Annotated in this window: 23 protein-coding genes; 11 read left to right on the top strand and 12 right to left on the bottom strand. The window is 70.7% G+C overall.

Going from position 1 to position 24,773, the window contains the following annotated elements; genetic code table 11:
* Positions 1-17: 17 nt before the first annotated feature.
* Positions 18-506 carry an RNA polymerase-binding transcription factor CarD gene (gene carD, locus ACWPQI_RS02975; protein ID WP_003935974.1) on the bottom strand — a complete coding sequence of 163 codons (489 nt, stop codon included), beginning with the start codon at positions 504-506 and terminating at the stop codon, positions 18-20.
* A gap of 287 nt (positions 507-793) precedes the next feature.
* Between carD and ACWPQI_RS02970 the strand changes: the two genes are divergently transcribed.
* The 3 genes from ACWPQI_RS02970 to dinB all read left to right on the top strand — a co-directional run bounded on the left by ACWPQI_RS02970 (position 794) and on the right by dinB (position 4,210).
* Positions 794-1,432 (top strand): copper chaperone PCu(A)C domain-containing protein, encoded by a 639-nt coding sequence (locus tag ACWPQI_RS02970; protein ID WP_010594583.1) that lies wholly within the window; start codon positions 794-796, stop codon positions 1,430-1,432.
* A gap of 92 nt (positions 1,433-1,524) precedes the next feature.
* Positions 1,525-2,937 (top strand): DNA repair protein RadA, encoded by a 1,413-nt coding sequence (gene radA / locus ACWPQI_RS02965; RefSeq protein WP_010594584.1) that lies wholly within the window; start codon positions 1,525-1,527, stop codon positions 2,935-2,937.
* 25 nt (positions 2,938-2,962) lie between these two features.
* Positions 2,963-4,210, top strand: coding sequence for a DNA polymerase IV (dinB, locus tag ACWPQI_RS02960; protein ID WP_010594585.1), 1,248 nt, complete (start codon positions 2,963-2,965; stop codon positions 4,208-4,210).
* A gap of 54 nt (positions 4,211-4,264) precedes the next feature.
* Here dinB and ACWPQI_RS02955 read toward each other — a convergent pair whose 3' ends face one another.
* A complete protein-coding gene (locus ACWPQI_RS02955; protein ID WP_010594586.1) occupies positions 4,265-4,825 on the bottom strand; it encodes a PaaI family thioesterase in 561 nt (186 codons plus the stop codon).
* A gap of 97 nt (positions 4,826-4,922) precedes the next feature.
* On the opposite strand from ACWPQI_RS02955, the gene disA reads away from it, so the two are divergent.
* The gene (gene disA / locus ACWPQI_RS02950) at positions 4,923-6,008 is read left to right on the top strand and encodes a DNA integrity scanning diadenylate cyclase DisA (RefSeq protein WP_010594587.1); all 1,086 of its coding nucleotides are present in this window, start codon (positions 4,923-4,925) and stop codon (positions 6,006-6,008) included.
* A gap of 35 nt (positions 6,009-6,043) precedes the next feature.
* On the opposite strand, the gene ACWPQI_RS02945 is transcribed toward disA, so the two are convergent.
* Both ACWPQI_RS02945 and ACWPQI_RS02940 read right to left on the bottom strand, forming a co-directional pair.
* Entirely contained in the window at positions 6,044-6,802 is a 759-nt protein-coding gene (locus ACWPQI_RS02945) for a hypothetical protein (protein ID WP_474738633.1), read from the bottom strand.
* A 58-nt stretch (positions 6,803-6,860) separates the two neighbouring features.
* Complete coding sequence (locus ACWPQI_RS02940; RefSeq protein ID WP_010594589.1) at positions 6,861-7,487, bottom strand: carbonic anhydrase; 627 nt, start codon at positions 7,485-7,487, stop codon at positions 6,861-6,863.
* 95 nt (positions 7,488-7,582) lie between these two features.
* On the opposite strand from ACWPQI_RS02940, the gene ACWPQI_RS02935 reads away from it, so the two are divergent.
* Complete coding sequence (locus tag ACWPQI_RS02935; protein ID WP_474738632.1) at positions 7,583-8,458, top strand: HhH-GPD family protein; 876 nt, start codon at positions 7,583-7,585, stop codon at positions 8,456-8,458.
* 7 nt (positions 8,459-8,465) lie between these two features.
* Here ACWPQI_RS02935 and ACWPQI_RS02930 read toward each other — a convergent pair whose 3' ends face one another.
* Positions 8,466-9,209 (bottom strand): alpha/beta fold hydrolase, encoded by a 744-nt coding sequence (locus tag ACWPQI_RS02930; RefSeq protein ID WP_474738631.1) that lies wholly within the window; start codon positions 9,207-9,209, stop codon positions 8,466-8,468.
* Positions 9,210-9,241: 32 nt separating this feature from the next.
* Here ACWPQI_RS02930 and ACWPQI_RS02925 point away from each other — a divergent pair, with 32 nt between their 5' ends.
* Together ACWPQI_RS02925 and ACWPQI_RS02920 are read left to right on the top strand one after the other, a co-directional pair.
* Positions 9,242-9,568 carry an antibiotic biosynthesis monooxygenase family protein gene (locus ACWPQI_RS02925; RefSeq protein WP_010594592.1) on the top strand — a complete coding sequence of 109 codons (327 nt, stop codon included), beginning with the start codon at positions 9,242-9,244 and terminating at the stop codon, positions 9,566-9,568.
* 10 nt (positions 9,569-9,578) lie between these two features.
* A complete protein-coding gene (locus tag ACWPQI_RS02920) occupies positions 9,579-10,082 on the top strand; it encodes a DUF1990 family protein (RefSeq protein WP_474738630.1) in 504 nt (167 codons plus the stop codon).
* A gap of 63 nt (positions 10,083-10,145) precedes the next feature.
* Here the strand turns inward: ACWPQI_RS02920 and ACWPQI_RS02915 are convergent, their stop codons facing one another.
* Positions 10,146-10,586: an OsmC family protein gene (locus ACWPQI_RS02915; protein ID WP_010594594.1), complete on the bottom strand. Its 441-nt coding sequence runs from the start codon at positions 10,584-10,586 to the stop codon at positions 10,146-10,148.
* A 221-nt stretch (positions 10,587-10,807) separates the two neighbouring features.
* On the opposite strand from ACWPQI_RS02915, the gene ACWPQI_RS02910 reads away from it, so the two are divergent.
* A complete protein-coding gene (locus tag ACWPQI_RS02910; protein WP_010594595.1) occupies positions 10,808-11,425 on the top strand; it encodes a hypothetical protein in 618 nt (205 codons plus the stop codon).
* A gap of 47 nt (positions 11,426-11,472) precedes the next feature.
* A complete protein-coding gene (locus ACWPQI_RS02905; protein WP_017681649.1) occupies positions 11,473-14,319 on the top strand; it encodes an ATP-binding protein in 2,847 nt (948 codons plus the stop codon).
* A gap of 19 nt (positions 14,320-14,338) precedes the next feature.
* Here the strand turns inward: ACWPQI_RS02905 and ACWPQI_RS02900 are convergent, their stop codons facing one another.
* Positions 14,339-15,535, bottom strand: a complete 1,197-nt coding sequence (locus ACWPQI_RS02900; protein ID WP_040273744.1) for an acyl-CoA dehydrogenase family protein — start codon at positions 15,533-15,535, stop codon at positions 14,339-14,341.
* Between the two features lie 106 nt (positions 15,536-15,641).
* Between ACWPQI_RS02900 and ACWPQI_RS02895 the strand changes: the two genes are divergently transcribed.
* Positions 15,642-16,430, top strand: coding sequence for a PIG-L deacetylase family protein (locus ACWPQI_RS02895; RefSeq protein ID WP_010594599.1), 789 nt, complete (start codon positions 15,642-15,644; stop codon positions 16,428-16,430).
* Positions 16,431-16,439: 9 nt separating this feature from the next.
* On the opposite strand, the gene ACWPQI_RS02890 is transcribed toward ACWPQI_RS02895, so the two are convergent.
* Positions 16,440-17,387 (bottom strand): helix-turn-helix transcriptional regulator, encoded by a 948-nt coding sequence (locus ACWPQI_RS02890; protein ID WP_010594600.1) that lies wholly within the window; start codon positions 17,385-17,387, stop codon positions 16,440-16,442.
* Positions 17,388-17,481: 94 nt separating this feature from the next.
* On the opposite strand from ACWPQI_RS02890, the gene ACWPQI_RS02885 reads away from it, so the two are divergent.
* Positions 17,482-18,075 (top strand): TIGR03086 family metal-binding protein, encoded by a 594-nt coding sequence (locus ACWPQI_RS02885; protein WP_010594601.1) that lies wholly within the window; start codon positions 17,482-17,484, stop codon positions 18,073-18,075.
* A 70-nt stretch (positions 18,076-18,145) separates the two neighbouring features.
* Here ACWPQI_RS02885 and ACWPQI_RS02880 read toward each other — a convergent pair whose 3' ends face one another.
* From ACWPQI_RS02880 to lysS, 4 genes are all read right to left on the bottom strand, one after another.
* A complete protein-coding gene (locus ACWPQI_RS02880) occupies positions 18,146-20,671 on the bottom strand; it encodes an ATP-dependent Clp protease ATP-binding subunit (RefSeq protein ID WP_010594602.1) in 2,526 nt (841 codons plus the stop codon).
* 256 nt (positions 20,672-20,927) lie between these two features.
* Entirely contained in the window at positions 20,928-22,358 is a 1,431-nt protein-coding gene (locus ACWPQI_RS02875) for a phospholipase D-like domain-containing protein (RefSeq protein ID WP_026137980.1), read from the bottom strand.
* A 394-nt stretch (positions 22,359-22,752) separates the two neighbouring features.
* Complete coding sequence (locus tag ACWPQI_RS02870; protein WP_010594605.1) at positions 22,753-23,103, bottom strand: histone-like nucleoid-structuring protein Lsr2; 351 nt, start codon at positions 23,101-23,103, stop codon at positions 22,753-22,755.
* A gap of 102 nt (positions 23,104-23,205) precedes the next feature.
* On the bottom strand, positions 23,206-24,714 hold the full coding sequence (gene lysS, locus ACWPQI_RS02865) for a lysine--tRNA ligase (protein WP_010594606.1): 1,509 nt from the start codon (positions 24,712-24,714) through the stop codon (positions 23,206-23,208).
* Positions 24,715-24,773 lie beyond the last annotated feature (59 nt).

The raw sequence follows: 24,773 nt of genomic DNA, 5'->3' as shown, positions 1-24,773 counted from the left end.
GCGGTGCGCGTGGCCGCTCAGGAAGCGGCGGCGAGCACCTCGTCGAGCAGGCTGTCGGCCTTGACGTCGTCCGTGCCTTCCGCGAGGGCGAGTTCGCCCACGAGGATCTGCCGGGCCTTGGCCAGCATCCGCTTCTCACCTGCGGACAAGCCGCGGTCCTGCTCCCGCCGCCACAGGTCGCGCACGACCTCGGCGACCTTGTTCACGTCTCCGGAGGCCAACTTCTCGAGGTTGGCCTTGTACCGCCGCGACCAGTTGGTCGGCTCTTCGGTGTGCGGTGCGCGCAGCACCTGGAAAACCTTGTCGAGGCCTTCTTGCCCGACCACGTCGCGAACACCGACGTATTCCGCATTATCCGCAGGTACCCGAACCGTCAGGTCGCCCTGGGCGACTTTCAGAACGAGATATTCCTTCTGCTCACCCTTGATGGTGCGAGTTTCGATAGCTTCGATCAGCGCCGCACCGTGATGGGGGTATACGACGGTATCTCCGACCTTGAAAATCATGTGTCCCGTGCCCCTTTCGATTCTTCGAGTTTAACACGTGCTCACATCCGGCTCCCATCAACGGCGCAGGTCAGGGGCACAGAGGCGCGCGCGTAGGACTTGACAGCCAACCGGTTCCGTGTATCCCGTGATATTCGACACGTCGCCCGGGGCGGCCCCCGGCGGCCCCGCCGAGTCGGTCCGGGCAGGACGAAAGCCACGACTTCCGCCCCCGGCGCAGACTCGGCGCTCTTCGACTACTACTCTGCCTAGTGGATTGCGAGCCTTACTCGAGTGGAGGACAACCCGTGACTGCTCTCAAAGCGCCGACTCGCCGAGTCGCGACCGCTCTCGCCCTGGCCGCGGGTGCGGCGCTCACGCTGTCCGCCTGCGGCGCCGGCCAGATCAGCCAGACCGCCACCCAGGTGGCGGCGGTCAACGGCAACAGCGCCGAACTCGGGGACATCGCGCTGCGCAACGTGCACGTGATCTACCCGGACTCCGAGGAGTACAGCCTCGAACCCGGAGGCAAGGCCGCACTCGGCTTCACCGTGGTGAACCTGAGCGAGACCACTCCCGACGAGCTGACGCGTATCACGACCGACTTCGCGTCGTCGACCACCGGCGTGTCCGGTCTGCGCATCGAGCCGCAGGCGTCGATCTCGGCCGGCCTGACCGGCGAGACCCTCGCCGAGGACGCGACCGCCGAGGCCGCAACCGACGAGTCCCCGCGTCCCGCCGAGGCCGCGGAGTCCTCCGATACCCCGTCCGTCGCCCAGGTCGAGCTCACCGGCCTGAAGGAGGGCGTGCGCCCGGGCCTGACCATTCCGGTCACGTTCACCTTCGCCGAGGCCGGCGACGTCACCATGCAGGTCCCGGTCGACGCAGGCACGGACGTCGAGCGCAACGTTTCCGAGAAGTCGCCGGTCGAGGGCGACGGCCACTGACCGGCACCCCGACGCATCCCGGGGCCCGGCCCGAGCACTCCGCTCGGTCCGGGCCCCGTTCTCGTGTCGGCCCCCGGTCCTAGGCTGACGCGGTGGCAAAGACGAAGTCGATCTACCGGTGCACCGACTGCGGGCACACCGTCGCGAAGTGGGTGGGCCGCTGTCCCGACTGCGGGACGTGGGGTTCGATGGACGAGGCACCGGCGTTGCCCGCCGCGGTGGCGGCGCGGCCCGGCACCTCGCTCGCCCGCGCCGGGGCCGCCGCACTGCTCCCGACCACCCCCGCCACACCGCTGACCCTCGTCGACAGCAGGACCACCCACGCGAAGCCCACCGGCATCGAGGAACTCGACCGAGTGCTCGGCGGGGGCGTCGTTCCCGGCTCGGTGGTACTGCTCGCCGGGGAACCCGGCGTCGGTAAGTCCACACTTCTGCTCGAGGTGGTCCATCGCTGGGCGCAGCGCGGCAGCGACGACCGGGCCCTCTACGTCACCGGGGAGGAATCCGCGGGCCAGGTGCGCCTGCGCGCCGACCGCACCGGTTCGGTGCACGAACGCGTCTTCCTCGCCGCCGAGTCGGACCTGGCGACCGTCTTCGGTCACATCGAGCAGGTGAAACCGACCCTCCTCGTCGTCGACTCCGTGCAGACGATGCTCGCCGCCGACGTCGACGGCGTGTCCGGCGGCGTCACCCAGGTCCGGGCGGTGACCAGCGCGCTGACCTCGCTCGCGAAAGCCAGCGGTGTCCCGGTGCTGCTCATCGGGCACGTCACCAAGGACGGTGCGGTGGCGGGGCCGCGCTCGCTCGAGCACCTGGTCGACGTGGTTCTGCACTTCGAGGGCGACAAGCACTCCACCCTGCGCATGGTGCGGGGTGTGAAGAACCGCTTCGGCGCCGCCGACGAGGTGGGCTGTTTCGAACTGACCGAGGGCGGCATCGTGGGCGTCAGCGATCCGTCGGGACTGTTCCTGCACCACCGGACCGAGGAGGTGGCGGGGACCGCCGTGACCGTCACCATGGACGGTAAACGGCCCCTGCTCGGCGAACTGCAGGCCCTGGTCGTGCCGACGCAGAACCCTGCACCCCGGCGTGCCGTCAGCGGTCTGGATGCGGCACGGGTCGCGATGGTACTGGCCGTCCTCGAGCGGCGATGCCGGCTGCCGCTGGGCAAGTGCGACGTCTACGCCTCGACCGTCGGCGGCATGCGCATCACCGATCCGGCGGCGGACCTGGCGCTGGCCTTGGCGGTCGCGTCGGCTGCGCGCGAGCGCCCCCTGCCGCCGGGCACGGTGCTGCTCGGCGAGGTCGGCCTCGCCGGCGAGGTCCGCCGGGTCACCGGAGCCGGCCGCCGCATCGCAGAGGCGAGCCGGCTCGGTTTCGGCCGCGCGATCGTGCCGCACGAACTCGCGCAGCCGGGGCGGCGGACGTCGCGGCCCCCGGGCTCCGACGGCGGTCCGATCGAGGTCGGCAACGTCGGTCAGGCCCTGGCCGCGCTGGGACTGTAGTCCTGTCGGAGCCGGATGCGAACATGTGTTCGTGTCCGGTCTCGCGACCATCCTGCATGCCGACCTCGACTCGTTCTACGCCTCGGTCGAACAACGCGACGACCCGCGCCTGCGCGGCCGTCCCGTGATCGTGGGCGGGGGCGGCGTCGTTCTCGCCGCCAGCTACGAGGCGAAAGCCTTCGGCGTCGCGACGGCGATGTCCGGGCGCGGCGCCCGCGCCCTGTGCCCGGCGGCGATCGTCGTTCCTCCCCGCATGCACGCGTACACGCGGGCCAGCCGCGCCGTGTTCGCGGTGTTCGAGCAGACCACGCCACTCGTCGAGGCGCTCTCCATCGACGAAGCCTTCCTCGACGTCGCCGGCCTGTGGCGGATCGACGGCACCCCGGGGGACATCGCCGCCCGGCTGCGGCGCGACGTCGCCGAACAGGTCGGGTTGCCGATCACGGTGGGGGTGGCCCGGACCAAGTTCCTCGCCAAGGTCGCGAGCGGCGTCGCGAAGCCGGACGGGCTGCTGGTGGTGCCACCCGACCGGGAACTCGAGTTCCTGCGTCCGTTACCGGTCGAACGGCTGTGGGGCGTCGGCAGGGTGACCGCCGCGACGCTGCACGCGCACGGCCTCCACCGCGTGGCCGACCTCGCGCGGGAGAGCGAGGTCGAACTCGTCGCGCTGCTCGGCAGGTCGGTGGGACGCCATCTGCATGCGCTGGCGCACGGACACGATCCGCGGCCCGTCCGGCCCCACCGTCGGCGCCGGTCCGTGGGGGCGCAGCACGCCCTCGGCCGGCCCCGCAGCGCCGCCGGACACGATCCCGGGTTGGTCGACGCGACCCTGCGGATGCTGGTGGAACGGGTCACCGGCCGCATGCGTGCGGCCGGGCGTGCCGGCCGCACCGTGGTGCTGCGCCTGCGCTTCGCCGACTACTCCCGGGCGACGCGATCGCACACGCTGCGCGCACCCACGGCCCGCACGGACGTCGTCCTCGGCGCCGCGCGGGAACTGCTCGGCCTCGCGCAGCCACTGGTCTCGGACCGGGGGCTGACCCTGATCGGGGTGGCCGTGTCGAATCTCGACTCCGCGGGCACCGAACAGCTCGAGCTGCCGTTCGACGAACCGGCCCGCGACGGCGCGGCAGCCGGTCACCCGGCCCTCGACCGTCACGCACTGGACGCCGTGCTCGACGATGTGCACGGCCGGTTCGGCACTCGCGCGCTCACCTCGGCCTCGGTGCTCGGCCGGCGGCCGCACCCGGCCGTGCCCCTCCTCCCGGAGTGACCCGGTGTCAGACGGACCGGTGTCAGACGGACCCGGTGTCGGACGGACCCGGTGTCAGACGGACGAGGTGCCGTGCGGCGACACGGGGACCCCGTCGACGAAGTCCTTCGCCCTGTCGAAGTGCTGCGCACCGACGGTGAGGAACAGCCCGCGCGACGTCGCGACGACGACATCCGGATCGGCGAACGGTCCCTCGACGATGCGGGCCTCCGCGCTGGTGTAGACCTTGCGGCGCACGGTGCCGTCGATCCGCGCGCGCAGTTCCAGCACCGACCCGAGCGGGATGGGCGCGGCGAAGTCGATCTGCAGGTGGCCGGTGACGACGGGCCGGCGCAGCACCATGCACGCCATGCCCTGCGCCTCGTCGAACGCCGTCGTCAGGATCCCGCCGTGGATGAAACCGGGACCGCCCTGGTAGCGGTTCGCGACGTCGAGCATGCCGGTGACCTCGAGGCCCTCCCCGAAGGTGAACTGCATCGCCATTCCCGCGGGCTGGTCGTCCCCGCAGCCGAAGCACTTGCTCCAATGAGACGGAATCGGTGCGCCCGCCCCGGGATGGTCGTCGGGAAGCTCGGGAAGGGCGAGGTCGTCGGGCAGGGTCCAGGTACCGCTCATGGGGAAGTAATCTAGTCGGCGGTTCGGTCGGCTCCACCGGGCGGACCGACACGAAGTGACGTTCGCCGCACCGGCCGGACACGGGAAGGAACCATCGATGACCGATGTGGCACCGTCCGTGACGCTGCGCGAGACCATCGCCCGGCTGGCACCCGGCACCGCCCTGCGCGACGGTCTCGAGCGCATCCTGCGCGGCCGCACCGGAGGCCTCATCGTTCTCGGTTTCGACGACGAGGTGGCGGCGCTGTGCGACGGCGGCTTCGAGCTGGACGTGGAGTTCGCTCCCACCCGGCTGCGTGAGCTGTCGAAGATGGACGGCGCGGTCGTGGTGTCCACCGACGGCAGCCGGATCGTGCGGGCCAACGTGCAGCTGGTACCCGATCACCGGATCCCGACCGTCGAATCGGGAACGCGGCACCGCGCCGCGGAGCGCACCGCGATCCAGACCGGCTACCCGGTGGTGTCGGTGAGCCAGTCGATGAGCATCGTGACCGTCTACGTCGACAGTCAGCGGCACGTGATCAACGATTCGGCGACCATTCTCTCGCGCGCCAACCAGGCCGTCGCGACGCTCGAGCGCTACAAGTCGCGGCTGGACGAGGTCACCCGGCAGCTGTCGGTGGTGGAGATCGAGGACTTCGTGACGCTGCGCGATGCGCTCACCGTCGCGCAGCGGCTCGAGATGGTGCGGCGCGTCTCGGTGGAGATCGAACAGGAGGTGCTCCAACTGGGCACCGACGGCCGCCAGCTGGCGCTGCAGCTCGAGGAGCTGGTGGGCGACAACGACCTGGCCCGCCAGCTGATCGTGCGGGACTATCTGGCCGGTTCGGAGGCCCCGCAACTCGTCGCGGTCGAGCAGACCCTGGCCGCGCTGGATCGGCTCACCGACGTCGACCTGCTGGATCTGACGACGTTGGCGCGCGTGTTCGGGTATCCGGGCACGATCGAGGCCCTGGACACCGCGACGAGTCCGCGTGGCTATCGCGTGCTGCATCGCGTGCCGCGGCTGCAGTCCTCGCAGATCCATCGGCTGGTGAGCTCGTTCGGGAGCTTGCAGGGCCTGCTCGCGGCAACGGCGGCGGACCTGCAGTCCGTGGAGGGGATCGGCGGGCTGTGGGCGCGCTCCATCCGCGAAGGCCTGTCGCGTCTGGCGGAGTCGTCGATCAACGGCCCGTACGACTGATCCGCGGCTCGCAGCGGCGCCGGTCGGGCGACGGATCAGGCGATGTTGAACGGCTCGGGGGTGCTGCGCAGGCCGCCGAGCTGGCCGACCACCGTGTACGCGCCGGCCGGAACCCGCTCCCGTGGCGCCTGGCATCCGGGCTCGGAGGTCGTTCCGGACCACTTCACCGCGAAGGCGGCCTGGTCGCCCGGAGCCAGCTTGCGCACATCGGCGGTCGACTCGGGGAAGCAGTCGGTGTTCGACCACAAGCGCCGGCTGCCGTCGAGCGAGTACACCAGCACCTGCTGCAGACCCGCGCCGAGATCACGCTCGCACGCGGTCGTGCCGATGTTCGTGATGACGATCGTGAACTCGGGTTCCTCACCCACCTGGTAGTTGGGCCGGTCCGCGGTCACCCGCACGGCGAGCGCCTGGTCCGGGCACTGCCCGGCGGCGACGGCGGATGCGCTCGCCGCCGCGGAACTCGAGGACGCGGCGGATCCCGACGGCGTGCTCGACTGGGACGACCCCGACTGGGTGCCGCCGGAGGACCCGCCGGGCCCGGCCGCGGCGACACCGTCGGCCGTATCCTCGTCCGTCTCCTCCCCCGTGCTGCTGGTCGGGGTGCGGGTGGTGCTGGTCTCGGACGTCAGGACGCCGGCGGCCGCCGGATCCGGCTCCGGGTCGTCGCCCCCGCCGGTCAGGGACAGGACGAGCCACACGACGAGCGCGAGCACGACCACGCCGACACCCACGGCGAGCGCGCGTCGACGCCAGTAGATCTCGGGGGGCAGCGGCCCGTTCGGTTCAAGCACGTCTCCCACGGTATGTGCCACCGGCGAGGGGCCGCCGCACCGAAGTCGGCGTGTCGCGTCAGTCGACCGTCACACCGATGTCGCCGACGTGTCCCTGCAGCTGGACGTGTCCGTCGGAGAGCTTGTAGGTCACGCCCGCGATGGCGCACTGCCCGTTGGCGATGCGCTCGGCGATGATCTGGGACCGCTGACCGATCAGCTTCGCGGTCTCCACCACATGCCGGCCCTCGAGCTCGTCGACGGTGGACAGCCCGTCGTTGCGACCCATGAGGATCGACGGTGCGACCCGCTCGACGATGTCCCGGATGAACCCCGGAGGAATCCGACCCTCGTCGAGGGCGTCCAGGGTCGCCTTGACCGCGCCGCAGCTGTCGTGTCCGAGCACGATGATCAGCGGCACGTTCAGCACACCCACGGCGTACTCGATCGAACCGAGGACGGCGCTGTCGATCACGTGCCCCGCGGTGCGCACGACGAACATGTCACCGAGGCCCTGGTCGAAGATGATCTCGGCGGCCACCCGGGAGTCACCGCATCCGAAGAGCACGGCGATGGGGTGCTGTCCGTTGACCAGTTCGGCGCGACGGTCGATGCCCTGGCTGGGATGCAGCGGGGTACCACTGACGAAGCGCTGGTTACCCTCGGTCAGGGCCTTCCAGGCGGAGATGGGGTTGGAGTTCGGCATACGGACATTATCCACCCTGGCCTGTGACGCGCCCCGCACGGCCGGGTTACCGCGAGGTCACATCGGTCCGACATTCCGACAGGAGGACGTGAGAGATGCCGGTCGACACGACCGCCCTGCTGCGGTGGTACGCCGCCGAGGCGAGGGATCTGCCGTGGCGCGAGGACGGGGTGACCGGCTGGCAGATCCTGATGAGTGAGGTGATGCTGCAGCAGACCCCGGTGGTCCGGGTGGCCCCGATCTGGCTGGAGTGGGTGCAGCGCTGGCCGGTGCCGTCGGCGATGGCCGCGTCGAGCCGGGCCGACGTGCTGCGCGCGTGGGGCAAGCTCGGATATCCGCGACGGGCCCTGCGGCTGCACGAGTGCGCCGCCGTCCTGGCCGCCGAGCACGGCGACGAGGTGCCGGCGGACGTGGACGTGCTGCTGACCCTGCCCGGCATCGGCGCCTACACGGCGCGTGCCGTCGCCTGTTTCGCGTACGGCCGGCGGGTCCCGGTGGTGGACACGAACGTCCGCCGGGTCGTCGCACGCGCGGTGCACGGCGCGGCCGAGCCCGGCAATCCCTCGACGACGCGGGACCTGGCCGACGTCGAGGCGCTGCTGCCGCGCACCCGCGAGCGGGCGGCGACGTTCTCCGCAGCCCTGATGGAACTCGGCGCGACGATCTGCACGGCCCGCTCACCCGACTGCGCCCGGTGTCCGCTCCCGCGGTGCGAGTGGGTGGAGGCCGGCCGGCCCGCCCACGACGGCCCGCAGCGACGGGTGCAGAAGTTCACGGGCACCGACCGTCAGGTGCGGGGCAAGCTCATGGCGGTGTTGCGCGAGAGCGACGTCCCCGTCGAGCGGCCGGTGCTGGACCGGGTGTGGCTCGCGGATCCGGGGCAGCGCGACCGGGCGCTGCACTCGCTGCTAGTGGACGGCCTGGTCGAGCAGACCGACGACGGGCGTTTCGCGCTCGCCGGCGAAGGCTGAGCCGCGCTCACTCGTCGAGCGTGTCGAGGAATCGCTCGACCTCGGCGCGGTACTCGCCGGGGCGCTCGTCGTGCACCAGGTGCCCCGCGCCCGGGACCCGGACGTACCGGGACCGGGGGTGCTCGGCGGCCATCCGCCGCATCTGCCCTTCGGGCGTGATGGTGAACTCGCCCTCGACGAGCAGGGCCGGCACCGAGATCGACCGCCACTGGTCCCAGAAGTGCCGGGAGCCCCACTCCTCGGAGATGTCCCTGAAGGTGCCCACCTCCCCGTGCAGGTACCAGCCGTCGGCGCGATGCTCGAAGGAATCGAGGAAGTACCGCCCGGCGACGTCGCCGAAGTAGCCGACGACCGCGTCCTCGTCCGGAAACGGCTGCGACCACTGCGCGATCATCGCGGCCCAGTCCGCGGCGGTGCGGCCACGGAAGTCGGGGGCCATGTCCTCGACGACGAGGCCGGCCACCCGGTCGGGGTGCGCGGCGGCGAAGCACCACCCGTGCAGCGCGCCCATCGAGTGCCCGATCACCACCAGGGGTTCACCGATGTCGTCCACGTGCGCGGCGAGGTCGGCGACGAACGCCTCGGTGGTGAGCCGGTCCGGGGCGGGACGCCCGTGGCCGGCGGCATCGAAGGTGTGGACGCGACCGTGGCTGCGCAGCCACGGCACGTGCCGTCGCCAGGTGCGGGAGCTGCCCATCAGGCCGTGCAGCAGCAGGATCGGCCGCCCGGAACCACCTTCGTCGTGCAACACAACCGCCAAGGTAGCGGAGTACGCTCGCCGCCATGGCAGTGGTGAAGATCAACGCAATCGAGGTCCCCGAGGGCGCCGGCCCGGAACTGGAGACGCGCTTCGCGCATCGGGCGCACACCGTGGAGAACTCCCCCGGATTCCTCGGATTCCAGCTCCTGCGTCCGGTGCAGGGCGAGTCGCGCTACTTCGTGGTGACCCAGTGGGAGTCGGAGGAGGCGTTCGCGGCCTGGCGGGACGGCCCGGCCCGGCAGGCGCACGCCGGTGAGGCGAAGCGACCGGTCGCATCGGGTGCGTCGTTGCTCGAGTTCGAGGTCGTACTCGACGTCAAAGCCACCGGCGAGGACGCCGCCCGGGACTGAGCGTGCCGACGTGAACGCACAGCGCTCGTTCAACTACCCGCACGTCGGCGCGACCCGCGGCGAGACGCCGGCGGGGTTCCGGCACGCGCACCTGACCTCCCGCCTCGGCTCGGGCGACGTCGCGTTCCGCACCGCCATCCGGGCGCTCGAAAGCTGGAACATGCAGCGGCATGCGGGTTTTCGCGTCGATTCACACACCCCCGCCCCGCGGACGGGACTGGAGGTACGGCTGGATCCCCCTTTCGGTCCGGTGCGCTGGGAGGCGTGGTGCCGGGTGGTCTACGTCGTCGACGAGCCGAACCGTCGCGGCTTCGCCTACGGCACGCTCGAGGGACACCCCATCAGCGGGGAAGAGGCGTTCGTGGTCGAGCGACGACCCGACGGCGTGGTGTTCGGGCACATCACTGCCGTCTCCCGGCCCGGTCGCTGGTTCACCCGCCTCGGTGCACCGGTCCTGCCGCTCGCTCAGCGGTGGATGATGGGCCGTTACCTCGACGCGCTCACCGGCGGCTGAAACAGCGCGAGTGCGCACCTCCCGGCGGTCGTCGCCGCGGGACGTGCGCACTCGCCGGGTCGTTCAGGATTCGAGCGCTGCGTCGAGCGTGATGTCCACCCCGGTCAGGGCCTTGCTGACCGGGCACCCCTCCTTGGCTCCCTGCGCCGCCTTCGCGAACCCGTCGGCGTCGAGACCGTCGACCTCGCCGCGGACCGTCAGCTTTATGCCGGTGAGCCGGAATCCGCCGTTCGGGTCCGGGCCGAGCGAGACGTCGGCCGTGACGTCGAGGCTCTGCGGCGTGCCGCCGGCCTCGGCGATGAGCGCGGAGAGCTGCATCGCGTAGCACGACGAGTGCGCCGCGGCGATGAGTTCCTCCGGGCTGGTGGTGCCGTCGGCGTCGTCCGCCGCCCGCTTGGGGAACGAGACATCGAACGTGGCGCGGCCGGAGCTGGTGAGTTCGACCTGGCCTGCGCCGTCCTGCAGGCCACCGTTCCAGGCTGTGCGAGAGGTACGTGTGGGCATCGATCGGTCCCTTTCGTCGTAGCGTGTCCTCTCCGCCGAACCTACGCCACGTGGCGCGGCGCGGCGCTGCTTCCGCACGGCGGCGAGCCGCCCGGGCAACGGCGGCGAGCCGCCCCTGCAACGGCGGCGAGCGCCCCGACAACAGCGGCGAGGCGCCCCGGCACGCGCCGCACGAACCACAATCTGCACGACGCCGGGCCGCGCCCACTAGGTTCGCGGGTGTGTTCACCCGGCCGACGCTGCGCCGCGAATCGCGACTGTTCGTCGTCGGTTCCGCCCTGTTCGGGGCCGGTGCCGGCGGCGTGCTCGTCCTCCCCGCCGCCACCTCCAATCTGCTCTACTTCGTGGGCTCGTGGTTCTTCACCGCGGCGGCGACGGTGCAACTGCTGCTGACGCACCGCCCGCCGACGGTGACCCGCGTGGACCGGTACGACTGGTGGTCGGCCGCGGTGCAGTGGGTCGGCACGCTCGCATTCAACGTGAGCACGGGATTCGCGCTCGTCGCCGGTCTGACGGCGACCGAGGAGCGGAATCTGGTGTGGCGCCCCGACGCTGTCGGCTCGGTGTGCTTCCTCGTCAGCAGTGCCCTGGCGGTGGTGGCCACCACCGACACCGATGCGCTGTGGGATCCGCACGCCCGCAACTGGCGCAGCACCTGGCTGAACATGCTCGGTTCGCTCGCCTTCGGTGCCGCGGCCGTCGGCGCCCACGTCGACCCGGCGGGCGCAACGTTCGCGCCGAGGCTCGCCGACGTCGGCACGTTCGTCGGGGCGCTGTGCTTCCTCGTCGCGGCGCTGTCGATGCGTCCGGCCGACCCGCCGGGCCCGCATCGAACCTGACGTCCCGGGTCTCGGCAGGAGACCGGCGCGGGTGGTCCAATGGAAACGTGGCCACGGGTGGCGACCGGGTGCGGGTCGAGGTGCTCGGCCCGATCCGCGTGCTGGACGGGGATCGTCGGGACATCACTCCCGACGGGCTGCTGCAGCGGCGCCTGCTGGCCCTGCTGGTGCTTCGGCGGGGCCGGGTGGTGCCCGCGCACTCCGCCGTCGACGCCCTGTGGCCGTCCAGGCTGCCGGCGGATCCGGCCGCCGCCCTGCAGAACCACATGTTCCGGCTGCGTCGTGGCCTGCCCCACGGCCTGATCGAGTCCGTCGGTGAGGGCTATCGGCTCGATCCGGCCCGCGTGGAGGTCGACGCCGACCGCCTCGTCGCGGTCTCGACGGGGGGAACGACCGATGCAGCCGAGATCGAGGCCGTGCTCGCGCGCTGGCAGGGTCCCGCCTACCCGGAGCTCGACGACGTGGACGAGGCCCGCGTGGAGGCGACGCGGCTGGAGGAACTGCGGTTCCGGGCCCGCGAGGTGCGGGCCGAGGCGCGGCTCGCGCGGGGCGACACCGACGGCCTCGTTGCCGAACTGGCCGCACTGGCCGACGCGCAGCCGTCGAGGGAACGACCGCGTGGGCTTCTGATGACGGCGCTCGCGGCAACGGGACGCCGGGCCGAGGCGCTGCGCGTCTACGACGATTTCCGGCGGCTGATCGGCGACGAGCTGGGCATCGAGCCGTCGCCGGCACTGGCGGCCCACCACACGGAACTGCTCGCCGGTGCCACCGATCGGGTGTGGGCTCCGGTGGGCAGGCTGCCGGTTCCGGCGACGTCACTCGTCGGCCGGGACGCCCTCGCTGCGGAGGTGACCGGGCTGACGGAGTCGGGGCGACTGGTGACCCTGGTCGGCCCGGGTGGGGTGGGCAAGACCCGGCTGCTCCTCGAGACCGGGCACCGGCTCCGCGCCGCCCGCCCGGACCGTCCGGTGGTGCTGTGCGAGCTGGCCACCGCCGAGCCGGACTCCGCGGTCGATGTGGTCGCCGCCGCCCTGCGGATCGACGCCCGGCCCGGCACCGCACTCGCCGAGCGGGTGGCCGACGTGCTGGGCGAGACCGAGATCGTGCTGTTGCTCGACAACTGCGAGCACGTGCTCGAGCCGATCGCCGCCTTCGTCGAACGCCTGCTCGGCACATGTGCGCACGTGCGGGTCGTGGCGACGAGCCGGGAACGGCTCCGCGTCGTGGGCGAGCACGTCCGCAGGGTGCCGCCGCTGCCGTACGACGGCGAGGACGCCCCGGCCGTGCGGCTGTTCGAGGAGCGGGCGCGAGCCGTCGTCCCCGGCTTCGAGCCGGACGGGAGGGAACGTGCCTGCATCGCCGAGATCGTGCGACGCCTGGACGGGTTGCCGCTGGCGATCGAGCTGGCGGCGGCGTGCCTACACACCCACGAGGTCGCGGAGGTCGCGGCGGGCCTGGACCACCGCTTCGAGCTGCTGGCGTCGGGGTACCGCACGACCCCACGGCACGCGTCGCTGGCCGCGGCCGTGTCGTGGTCGTTCGGGCTGCTCCCGGAGGATCTGCGGCGGACCTTCGCGGACCTGTCGGTGTTCGCGGGCTCGTTCGACGCGGCCGACGCCGCGGCGGTCTGCGGCACGGATCCCGGGACGACCGTCGCGGCGTTGACGCACCTCGTGGAGCGTTCGCTGGTGATGCGGATGCCCGGTCGCCGGTACATGCTGCTCGAGACGTTGCGGGCGTTCGGCGCCGAACAGCTCGTCCGTGCGGGCCGAGCCGACACGGTCGCGGAGCGGCACGCCCGGCACCTCGTCGACTGGGTCGACCGTGCGGATTCCCGACTGCTGCAGCCGGGTGAGCCGGTCCTGTCGCAGATCGACGCCGCCGTACCGGAGTTGCGCAGTGCGCTCGGCTGGATGCTCGACCACGACGAGATCGCCCCGGCGGGCCGACTCGTCAACGCCCTGCTGGACTACGGAATCTTCCGGTTGCGACCGGACGTACTGAACTGGGCACGGATGGTGATCGCCGCCGACGCGGAGGGACGGAGCCCGTTCGCCGCGCGCGTGCAGGTGGTGGCCGCCTACGCGGCGTGGATGTCCGGCGACGTGACCGAGACCGGCCGGCTCAGTGCCGCTGCGCTGCGTGCGGTGGAGCGGGTGAAGACCGAGCCGGCGGCCGAAGCACTGACCGTCCGCGGGAGCTACGAGTTGTTCGAAGGTCACCTGGACGCGGCCGCCGCCTGGTACCGGCGGGCCGCCGCGGCAGCCGTGCACGACCCGGCGCAGCGCCTCATGGCACGTGCCAGCGAGCTGCTGCCGCTGGGCTATGCGGGCGCACCGGCCGCCGTCGGGCTGGCCGCGGCACTCCTCACCGAGATCGGCGATGCACGCACACCGCACGCGGCGTACGTCTGGCACTGCGCCGGGGAGGCGGACCTGGCGGTCGACGTCGAACGGGCCCGCGCCCGCTTCGCACGGGCACTGGAGATCGCGGAGCAGACGAACGCCTCGTTCGTCACCGGCCTCGCCGGTGCGTCGAAGGCGTCCATCGACGCCCGGATCGGTGACCCCGTGGCGGCCGCCGCCGAGTACCGGCGGCTGATCCCGCACTGGCGGCGGGCCGGGATGTGGTCGACGCAGTGGACGATGCTGCGCTCGATCGCCGGACTTCTCGAACGCCTGGGCCGCTACCGGGACGCCGCGGTGCTCGAGGGGGCCGTGCGTACGACAGCGGCCGGTCACCGCATCTTCGGTGCCGACGAGGTGGCTCTGGACGATCTCGGCGTGCGGTTGCGCACCGAGCTCGGCGACGACGAGTACGAGGCGGCGCGGCGGCGCGGGGCGCTGCTCGACGGCGAGGCCGCCGCCGAGCATGCGCTCCGCGCCCTGTGACCGCGGGGGACCCGGGACCTCACCATCGGGGCTGTTCGCCGAGGATGCCGAGCAACGACTTGCCGACGAGTTCGTGGGTGAGCGCGTCGTTCCCGGGGTGGAATCCCCCGCACCGCACGTCGCGGTAGAGGCGTTCGAGCTCGTTCCCGGTGAACATGCCGGCGCCGCCGGCCACGTCGAGGGCGATGTCGACGACCCGTTTGGCCGCCTCCACCGCTCGCCACTTCATCGCGTACACCTTGGGAACCCATTCGTCGCCGTGGTCCGCGCCGGCCACCCGGTCCGCGACGAACCGGTCGAGCGTCGCCGAGGCGGCGTCCAGCTCGAGATACATCTGTGCAACCTGATGCTGCACGAACGGGTTGTAGGCGTATGCGCCCCGCTCGATCGCCACCGAGGTCTTGCGGCGGGCGCTGCGGACAGCGAGTTCGAGGGCGCGGTCGGCGATCCCCAGATACACCGCCGCCATGAGCGCGAGCGGCCACATCGTCATCGCCACGAGAAACGGATCGCTGCCGTCGCCCGCGGGAACCACCCGCCCGATGCGGTCGTCGGGCACGAAGACGTCGTCGAGGACCGTGTCGTGGCTCTGCGTCGGCCGCATGCCGAGGGTGTCCCACGTCGGCACGACGTTCACCCCCGCGCTGCCTCGCTCGACGAACGCGTGCACGATGTGCGGCCCGCCGGCCGCGTCCGCGTCGACGGCATGCGCGCCGAGCCACCGCCACGCCGGACCGTTGGAGCCGAACTGTTTGCGGCCGGTCAGGCGGTAGCCGCCCGCCACGCGCTGCGCCCTGCACGTCGACAGGAGCACCGGGATGTCGTTGCCCGTCTCGGCGTGTCCGGCAGCGAACACGTCGCCGGCCGCCGCGGCCTCCGAGATCCAGCGGAGCGACGTGTCGCCCGTGCGTTCCAGTTCGGTCGCGATCCCGATCCAGTACGAGTGCATCGTCATCGCGAGCGCAGTGGCCGGTGCATAGCGCGCGAGGCGCCGCTGACTCGCGGCCAGCCGGGCCAGATCGAGACCCCATCCCCCGTAGCGGACGGGTACGGCGGCGGCGAGGTAGCCGGCCGCTCGCAGTTCCGCGAGGTCCTCGTCGAAGTAGGAGTTGGACCGGTCGAGTTCGCCGGCACGGGAGCGGAACCGCTCCAGCATCTCTGTCGGCAGCTCGGCCGCCCCGTTGCGGGTCGAGTTCATGGTGAGTGTGGTGTCCATGGCCACGACGATGCGCCGGTCTGCTCCCACCGCGCTCCCACCGGATCACACCGCCGTGAGAGCACGTGGGGGCGCCGTGGGAGTCCTCTCCCGCACCGTGACAGGCATGAACGCGACGACCTCCCGGCTCGGGACGATCCTGTCGATCTGGGCCCACCCCGACGACGAGACCTATCTCGCGGCGGGGATCATGGCCGCCGCCCGCGACGCCGGCCGGCGCGTCGTGTGCGCGTCGGCCAGCGCCGGCGAGCACGGAACCGCAGATCCTCGCTCGTGGCCGCCGGAACGCCTGGGCCGGGTCCGCCGCTGGGAGGCGGCCGCCGCCATGGCCGTGCTCGGCGTCGAGGAGCACCACGTCCTCGGCCTGCCGGACGGCGCCCTCACCGATCACGACGACGCCGGTCTCTCGTGGGCCGGCCGGCTCCTCGACGACCTCCGCCCCGACACGATCCTGACCTTCGGTGCCGACGGAATGACCTACCACCCGGATCACAACGCCGTGCACCGCTGGGTCACCCGCGCCTGGCGTGACCGCGGCGGCCGGTCCCGGTTGCTGTACGCCACGCCGACCGTGGAGCATCTCGACCGGTTCCGGGACCTCTACGAGGAATGGGGCATGTACATGAGCGACGAGCGCCCCACCGGCATCCCCGAAGAGCAGCTCGCGGTCCACGTCCGGCTGCAGGGACCCGAGCTCGACCGCAAACTCACCGCACTGCGGGCCATGGCCACCCAGACCGGCGACCTCGTCGCGCGGATCGATCCCGCGATCTACGCGGCCCAGATCGCGGAGGAGGCGTTCGTCGACGCTCTCCGCGTCCCCGACCACGACGAGGCAACAACAGGCACGGCGAGGACAGGCACGGCGAGGACAGGCACGGCGGCGGCGGTGTGAGAGGCAGGGCTACCGGTGCCGCTCGGCGAGGTGCTCCGCCGCCGACCGGACCTGTTCCCGGAGCTCGGGCGGTCCGAGCAGCTCGGCGTCGTCCCCCAGCTGCCACATCGCGGCCCCGGCGTGGCCGGCCCCACCGAACTCCACCTCGGTCTCCCACCACCCGTCGCCCGTGGGCCGCTGCGTGACGATGCGGATCGCGATCACCGCGAGGTCGTCCCGGCGCCGGTCCCGGATCTTCACCGCGGCGGTGACCGTGCCCAGGCCGGCCCGGAACTCGGCGCGGTGCCGGCGCCAGATCCGGGCGAGATCGACGTCGGGCGGGCGGTGCGCCGCGGTGTCGAGCAGTTGCACCCGTTCCATCCGGGAGAGGCGGTAGGTGCGTTCGGCGCCGCGATGCAGGGCTACGAGGTACCAGCGGCCCGCCGCGCTGACCAACCCGAGCGGATCGACGGTCCGCCACCGCGTCTCGGCGCCACGGGAACGGTAGTGGATGCGCAGACGACGATCGGTGAAGACGGCCTGCTGGACGACGCCGAGGTGCTCGTCCCGCCGGTGGTCGACCACCCACCCGGACGAGCTGACGACGATCCGCTCCCCGACGCGCGCCGCGGCGGTGCGCTGCGCCTCGGGCAGCGCGACGGTCACCTTCCGCATCGCCGAGGCGAACGCGGGCGCCATGCCGAGCGAGTCGGGCGTGGCCGAGGCGCTCGCCGCGAGCAGGGCGGTCGCCTCGTCGACGGTCAGACCGGTCAGGTCGGTGGTGAAGCCGGGCAGCAACGAGAACCCGCCGGCGCGTCCGCGTTCGGCGTAGACGGGGATGCCTGCCGTGGACAACGCCTCGACGTCGCGCAGCACGGTGCGCACCGAAACCTCGAGTTCCCGGGCGATTGCGGGCGCGGTCATCCGGCCGCGGTGCCGCAGCAGCAGGACGAGGGACAGCAACCGATCCGCGCGCATGCCGGCACTCTCGCAGAGATACCTGACAGGAGATGTCGTGTTTGGAAGGAAGCATCGTGTCCGCCGACATCGACACACCACCGGGAGGCCCGACATGAGCACCGTCACCGATCCCCGTCCCCTCTACCGTGACGCCCTGGCATGGGTGGACACGCTGTTCGCGCAAGTGCGCCCCGAGCAGATGACCGACCCGACTCCCTGCCCGCAGTTCGACGTGCGTGCCCTGCTCGGCCACCTCGTCGCGACCGTGGACAGGGGGCGGGTGATCGGCAGCGGCGGCGACCCGTTGAGCATCCCGGAATTCCTCACCGGTGTCCCCGACGACGCGTGGCGGGCCGAGCTCGAACGGGCGCAGGCCCACTACCGGAAGGTGTGGAGCGACGACGACGTGCTCGACCGGTCCGTCGTCGCGCCGTGGGGAACGGTACCCGGACGCGCCGCGGTGCTGAGCAACCTCAACGAGGCCCTCGTGCACGGATGGGACCTCTCCGCCGCCACCGGTCTGCAGACCGAGCCCGACGCGGCGCTCGTGGAGGCCGCGTTCGCCGTCGCGCGCCGCAGCATTCCCGCAGCCCGGCGCGGCGGACGGGTGCCCTTCGGCACGGTCGTCGAGTCCGCACCGGATGCGAGCCCCCTCGAACGGCTCGCGAACTGGTCCGGGCGGGAGACCGCCGCGTGGCGGCGCTGATCCGGACACACCGACGCCGACGGGCGGCACCCGCAGAGGGTGCCGCCCGTCGGCGTTCGTTACAGCAGGACTACTCGGCGTCCTTGGCCAGGGCCACCGCCGGGGTGTCGGGCACCGCAGCCGGCTTCTCGCTCGGGGTGAAGGTGAACTTCGCGTTCTCGCCGGCACCCTCGCCGTCCCAGCCTTCGACGTCGACCAGGACGATCTGGCCGGGGCCGATCTCGTTGAAGAGAATCTTCTCCGAGAGCTGGTCCTCGATCTCGCGCTGGATCGTGCGACGCAGCGGCCGGGCGCCGAGGACCGGGTCGAAGCCGCGCTTGGCGAGCAGCGACTTCGCCTTCTCGGTGAGCTCGATGCCCATGTCCTTGTTCTTCAGCTGCACCTCGACACGACCGATCATCAGGTCCACCATCTCGATGATCTGCTCCTGGGTGAGCTGGTGGAAGACGATGATGTCGTCGATGCGGTTGAGGAACTCGGGCCGGAAGTGCTTCTTGAGCTCGTCGTTCACCTTGAGCTTCATCCGCTCGTAGTTCGACTCGGCGCCGGTGCCCTTGGTGAAGCCCAGGCCCACCGCCTTCGAGATGTCGGCGGTACCGAGGTTCGAGGTGAAGATCAGCACGGTGTTCTTGAAGTCGACCGTGCGTCCCTGGCCGTCGGTGAGGCGGCCGTCCTCGAGGACCTGCAGGAGGGTGTTGTAGATCTCCTGGTGGGCCTTCTCGATCTCGTCGAACAGAACCACGGAGAACGGCTTGCGGCGCACCTTCTCGGTGAGCTGGCCGCCCTCTTCGTAGCCGACGTAGCCCGGAGGGGCACCGAACAGGCGCGACGCGGTGAACCGGTCGTGGAACTCGCCCATGTCGATCTGGATGAGCGCGTCGTCCTCGCCGAACAGGAAGTTCGCGAGCGCCTTCGACAGCTCGGTCTTACCGACGCCGGACGGGCCGGCGAAGATGAACGAACCGGCGGGACGCTTCGGGTCCTTCAGGCCGGCGCGGGTACGCCGGATCGCCTTGGCGACGGCCTTGACGGCGTCCTCCTGGCCGATGATCCGCTTGTGCAGCTCGTCCTCCATGCGGAGCAGACGGGTGGTCTCCTCCTCGGTGAGCTTGAACACCGGGATGCCGGTCCAGTTGGCGAGAACCTCGGCGATCTGCTCCTCGTCGACCTCGGCGATGACGTCGAGATCACCGGCGCGCCACTGCTTCTCGCGCTCGGCACGCTGCGCGACGAGCTGCTTCTCCTTGTCGCGCAGGTTCGCGGCCTTCTCGAAGTCCTGCGCGTCGATCGCGGACTCCTTCTCCCGGCGCGCGTCGGCGATCTTGTCGTCGAACTCGCGCAGGTCCGGCGGCGCGGTCATCCGGCGGATGCGCATGCGCGCACCGGCCTCGTCGATGAGGTCGATCGCCTTGTCCGGCAGGAAGCGGTCGTTGATGTAGCGGTCCGCGAGGCTCGCCGCGGCGACCAGCGCCTTGTCGGTGATGGACACGCGGTGGTGCGCCTCGTACCGGTCGCGCAGACCCTTGAGGATCTCGATGGTGTGCTCGACCGTGGGCTCGCCGACCTGCACCGGCTGGAACCGGCGCTCGAGCGCGGCGTCCTTCTCGATGTACTTGCGGTACTCGTCGAGGGTGGTGGCACCGATGGTCTGCAGCTCGCCGCGCGCCAGCTTCGGCTTCAGGATCGACGCCGCGTCGATGGCGCCCTCGGCGGCACCCGCACCGACCAGCGTGTGCAGCTCGTCGATGAACAGGATGATGTCGCCGCGGCTGTTGATCTCCTTGAGGACCTTCTTCAGGCGTTCCTCGAAGTCACCGCGGTAACGGCTGCCCGCGACGAGCGAGCCGAGGTCGAGGGTGTAGAGCTGCTTGTCCTTGAGGGTCTCGGGGACCTCACCGTTGACGATGGCCTGCGCCAGGCCCTCGACGACGGCGGTCTTGCCGACGCCCGGCTCGCCGATGAGCACCGGGTTGTTCTTGGTGCGACGGCTCAGGACCTGCATCACGCGCTCGATTTCCTTCGCGCGTCCGATGACGGGGTCGAGCTTGCCTTCGAGCGCGGCCTGCGTGAGGTTGCGGCCGAACTGATCGAGCACCAGCGACGTCGACGGGGTGCCGGCCTCGCCACGGCTGGTGCCGGATTCCTGGGGCTCCTTGCCCTGGTATCCGGAGAGCAGCTGGATGACCTGCTGACGGACCCGGTTCAGGTCGGCGCCGAGCTTGACGAGCACCTGCGCCGCGACGCCCTCACCCTCGCGGATGAGGCCGAGCAGGATGTGCTCGGTACCGATGTAGTTGTGTCCGAGCTGCAGCGCCTCACGCAGGCTGAGCTCGAGCACCTTCTTGGCACGGGGCGTGAACGGGATGTGACCCGAGGGGGCCTGCTGTCCCTGGCCGATGATCTCCTCGACCTGGCTGCGGACGCCTTCGAGGGAGATCCCCAAAGATTCGAGCGACTTGGCCGCTACGCCCTCGCCTTCGTGAATGAGGCCCAGGAGAATGTGCTCCGTGCCGATGTAGTTGTGGTTGAGCATCCTGGCCTCTTCCTGAGCCAGGACGACGACGCGCCGCGCGCGATCGGTGAACCTTTCGAACATCGCACTCCCTCACACTCTCCGGCCGACAGGTCCGGTACGCGGATCGTTCCGGACCCGGCTGCCGCGTTTCGCTCCGGCACTCGAGTCGTCGAGTGGAACCAGGTTCCACGACCCCACTCGACACTCTAGTTGCCGCCGTTTCGAGGCGCTGCCCCTCCACCCGATCGGCACCGGCGGCAACTCCGGCTACGAGGGGTAACGCCGCACGTCGACCCGGCGTTCCCACCTCCGTGTACGCCAGCAGCGAACACGCTGCTCAGCGGGGCATCAACCGGCGAATGCGCTGTCCGACGCGCTGCGGGGCGCGTTCGGGGTCGACGAGTTCGTTCTCCGCGAGGGGGCTGTCCTCGTCGGCGACGGTGCCGGGCTCGAACCGCTCGAGCGTCCGGCCCGGTCCGCGCAGCCGTTCCACCGCGGCGACGAGCGAGCCTTCGGACCGGACGGCGGAGGCGACGTCCTGCGGGGACACCCCCAGGTGCTCGGACAGCAGACGCTCCCGCATCTCGACGACCGCACGGCTGATGTGGTCGCCCTCGTGATCCGCCTCGACGAAGAGATCGCACTCGGTGTCGAAGCCCAGGGACCGGTTGTTCAGGTTCGACGAGCCGATGCGCAGCAGCACGTCGTCCATGACGACGACCTTCGCGTGCACGTAGATCGGCGCTCCGCCCGCGGTGACCGGGTAGTAGGCGGCGAACCGCCCGTGGACGTCGGCGTTCCACAGCATGTGCAGCAGCTTGCGACGGGCACCGTCCATCGCCTTCTGCTCGAGCCATCCCTCGGCGTTGCGCGGCAGGACCAGCACGATCTGCGGGCCGTCCGGTTCGTGCAGCCGCTTCGCGAGGGCTTCGGCGAGGGTCCGGGACGCCAGGTACTGGCTCTCCATGTAGAGCGTGCGACGGGCGCCGGCGATCACCGCCAGGTAGAGGGCTTCGATCTCCCGGACCTCGGCGCGGTCGCGGAGTTCGGGCAGGGTGCGGGCGACGGCGACGTCGACATCGCGCAGCGCCGGGCGCAACCCCTCGGGCCAGATGGTGTGATCGGCCTCGACCGGCTCGAGGTCCTCCCCGGTCGCAGCCTTCCACCGGGCACGGGCCTGCTCGCCGATCGCGCGGGCGGCCGCGCCGTCCACCGCGGTGGTGACGTCGTGCCACGGTCCGTACCGGCGACCGTTCGGCTCCCGCCGGTAACGGCTGCGGTCGGGATGTTCGCTGGTGTCCCACCGGTCCACGGTCATGTCGATGCCACCGCAGAACGCGACGACGTCGTCGATCACGATGATCTTCTGATGATGCGCCGCTCCCACGGGGTGGGCACCGTCGATCTCGAGCCGGAGCCGGGGGTCGCTCAGCCAGTTCAGCACGAAGACAGGTGTCATCCCGCGTCCGATGGCGGCGAATGCGCCGATGTTCCACTTCAGCAGCATCACCTCGAGATCCGGCTGCCGACGTGGCAACCACTTGAGGAAGGCACCCAGCCGGTTCGGTCCCTCGAGGGTCTTGCGATCGGGTTCGAATTTGATCCTCGTGTCGAAGTCCCACCCGATCAGGAGGATCCGTCTGCGGGCCTGCAGCATCGCCGACTTGGCGTACCGGAAATAGTCTGCGGCGTCGACGATGCAGGCGAGACGATCGGCCCGATCGACCCGCCAGCACGTCTCGCCCGGGGCGGCAATCCGCTCTGCCATGGCCGACACGCTACCCGGGAATCTCGCCCGCCCGCCGCGAGAGACGAAAGGCCGGGCAGTTGTGACGATTGTCTCCGCTTCGCGACAGCGCACCGTTCCGAGCGACCGATCCGCTTTCCGGACGAATAGGGAACGAAATCTGCGCGCCACGACGACGAGGCGATATCCGGGACTGTTGTCGCGGATATCGCCTCGTCGGCCGGAAGACGGCACCTGTGCTCGGTGTGCCTTTGCGGCTTTGCCGCCGGTGTGCCTTTGCGGCTTTGCCGCCGGTGTGCCTTTGCGGCTTTGCCGCCGGTGTGCCTTTGCGGCTTTGCCGCCGGTGTGCCTTTGCGGCTTTGCCGCCGGTGTGCCTTTGCGGCTTACCGCCGGTGCGCCTTGTCGAGCCGTGCTGTCAGTGTGCCTTGTTGTAGGCCTCGATGATTTCGGCGGAGATGCGTCCCCGGGCGGAGACGGGCATGTCGTTGTTACGGGCCCATTCCCGGATTTCCGCGGTTCGTTCCGAACCACCACGCGCGGACTTGCGCGCTGCGGGCGCGGTGGGCACGACCTTCGCGCGCTTGCGGCCACCGACCTTGCGGGCATGGGTGACCCAGAACTCCAATTCTTCCCGGAGCTTGGCCGCGTTTTCCTCGGACAGATCGATCTCGTAGGTGACTCCGTCGAGCCCGAATTCCACGGATTCGTCCGCCGCCGTCTCCCCGTCCACATCGTCGATCAGGGTAACGGTGACTTTCTTTGCCATGTGCTGCAAATCCTCTCGAATGAAGAAGCGCGGCCCCCCGCGGTACGAGACAACAATACCCGGGAATCAATTCATGGCAATACGGAAATCGAATGCGACCAATTACCTCGCCGGACGAACAATTGGGAACAGGATTGTTTCCCGGATTCCGAGGCCCGTCAGCGCCATCAGCAATCGATCGATTCCCATGCCGGTCCCGGTCGTCGGAGGCATTCCCTGTTCCATCGCCGCGAGGAAATCCTCGTCGAGGACCATCGCCTCGTCGTCACCAGCCGAGGCCAGCCGCGCCTGGTCGACGAATCGCTCGCGCTGGATCACGGGGTCGACGAGTTCCGAGTAGCCGGTGGCCAGTTCGAAGCCGCGTACGTACAGGTCCCATTTCTCGGTCACACCGTTCTTGCTGCGGTGCTGCCGGGTGAGCGGCGAGGTCTCGACGGGGTAGTCCCGCACGAACGTCGGCTCGTGCAACTGGTCGCCGCACTGGTGCTCCCACAACTCCTCGACGAGTTTCCCGTGGCCCCAGCCCTTGCCCTCCGGAACCTCGAGACCCACCCGATCGGCGAGCGCATGCAGCTCCTCGAGGGACGTCTCGGGCGTGACCTCGGTGCCGATGGCCGCGGACAGTGACGGGTACATCTCCATCACTTTCCATTCGCCGCCGAGGTCGTACTCGGTGCCGTCGGCGAGGGTGACGACGTGGGTGCCGAACACCGCCATCGCCACCTCCTGGATGAGCTCGCGAATCATCGTCGCCGAATCGTCGTACGTGCCGTACGCCTCGTAGGTCTCGAGCATGGCGAATTCGGGCGAGTGCGTGGAGTCCGCACCCTCGTTGCGAAAGTTGCGGTTGATCTCGAAGACCTTCTCGATGCCACCCACCACGCAGCGCTTGAGGAACAGTTCCGGCGCGATGCGCAGGTACAGATCCATGTCGAGCGCGTTCGAATGGGTGACGAACGGACGCGCCGTCGCACCACCGTGCAGGGTCTGCAGCATCGGGGTCTCGACCTCGAGGAAGCCGCGCCGCTCGAGGGCATTGCGCAGCTCGCGCACCACCGCGACACGCATGCGGGCGTTGGCGCGGGCCTCGGGACGCACGATCAGGTCGGCGTAGCGCTGCCGGACCCGGGTCTCCTCGTTCATCTCCTTGTGCGCGACCGGCAGCGGGCGCAGCGCCTTGGCGGCCATCTGCCACGAGTCCGCCATGACGCTGAGCTCGCCGCGACGAGAACTGATCACCTCGCCGTGCACGAACACGAAGTCACCGAGGTCCACCTCGTGCTTCCACGCCGCGAGGGATTCCTCGCCGACACCGTTCAGGCTGATCATCGCCTGCAACTGGGTGCCGTCGCCCTCCTGCAGCGTGGCGAAGCAGAGCTTGCCGGTGTTGCGGAAGAAGATGACCCGGCCGGCGACGCCGACCTCCTCACCGGTGACGGTGTCGGGCTCGAGGTCGGGGTACTTCTCGCGGATCTCCGCGAGGGTGTGAGTGCGCGGAACGACGACGGGATACGCGTCCTTGCCCTGCGCCAGGATCCGTTCGCGCTTCTCGCGGCGGATACGGATCTGCTCGGGGGTGTCGTCGGACTGCTGAACCGGTGCATCACTCACGGGTGACCAGACTATCGGACCGCGTCGGACGCCCGCGCAGGACCGACGCGCCCGGGGAG

The sequence above is a fragment of the Rhodococcus sp. LMD genome (assembly GCF_056108245.1).
Note: the sequence above shows the minus strand (reverse complement) of the source record. Positions and strands in the feature narration are given on the sequence as shown.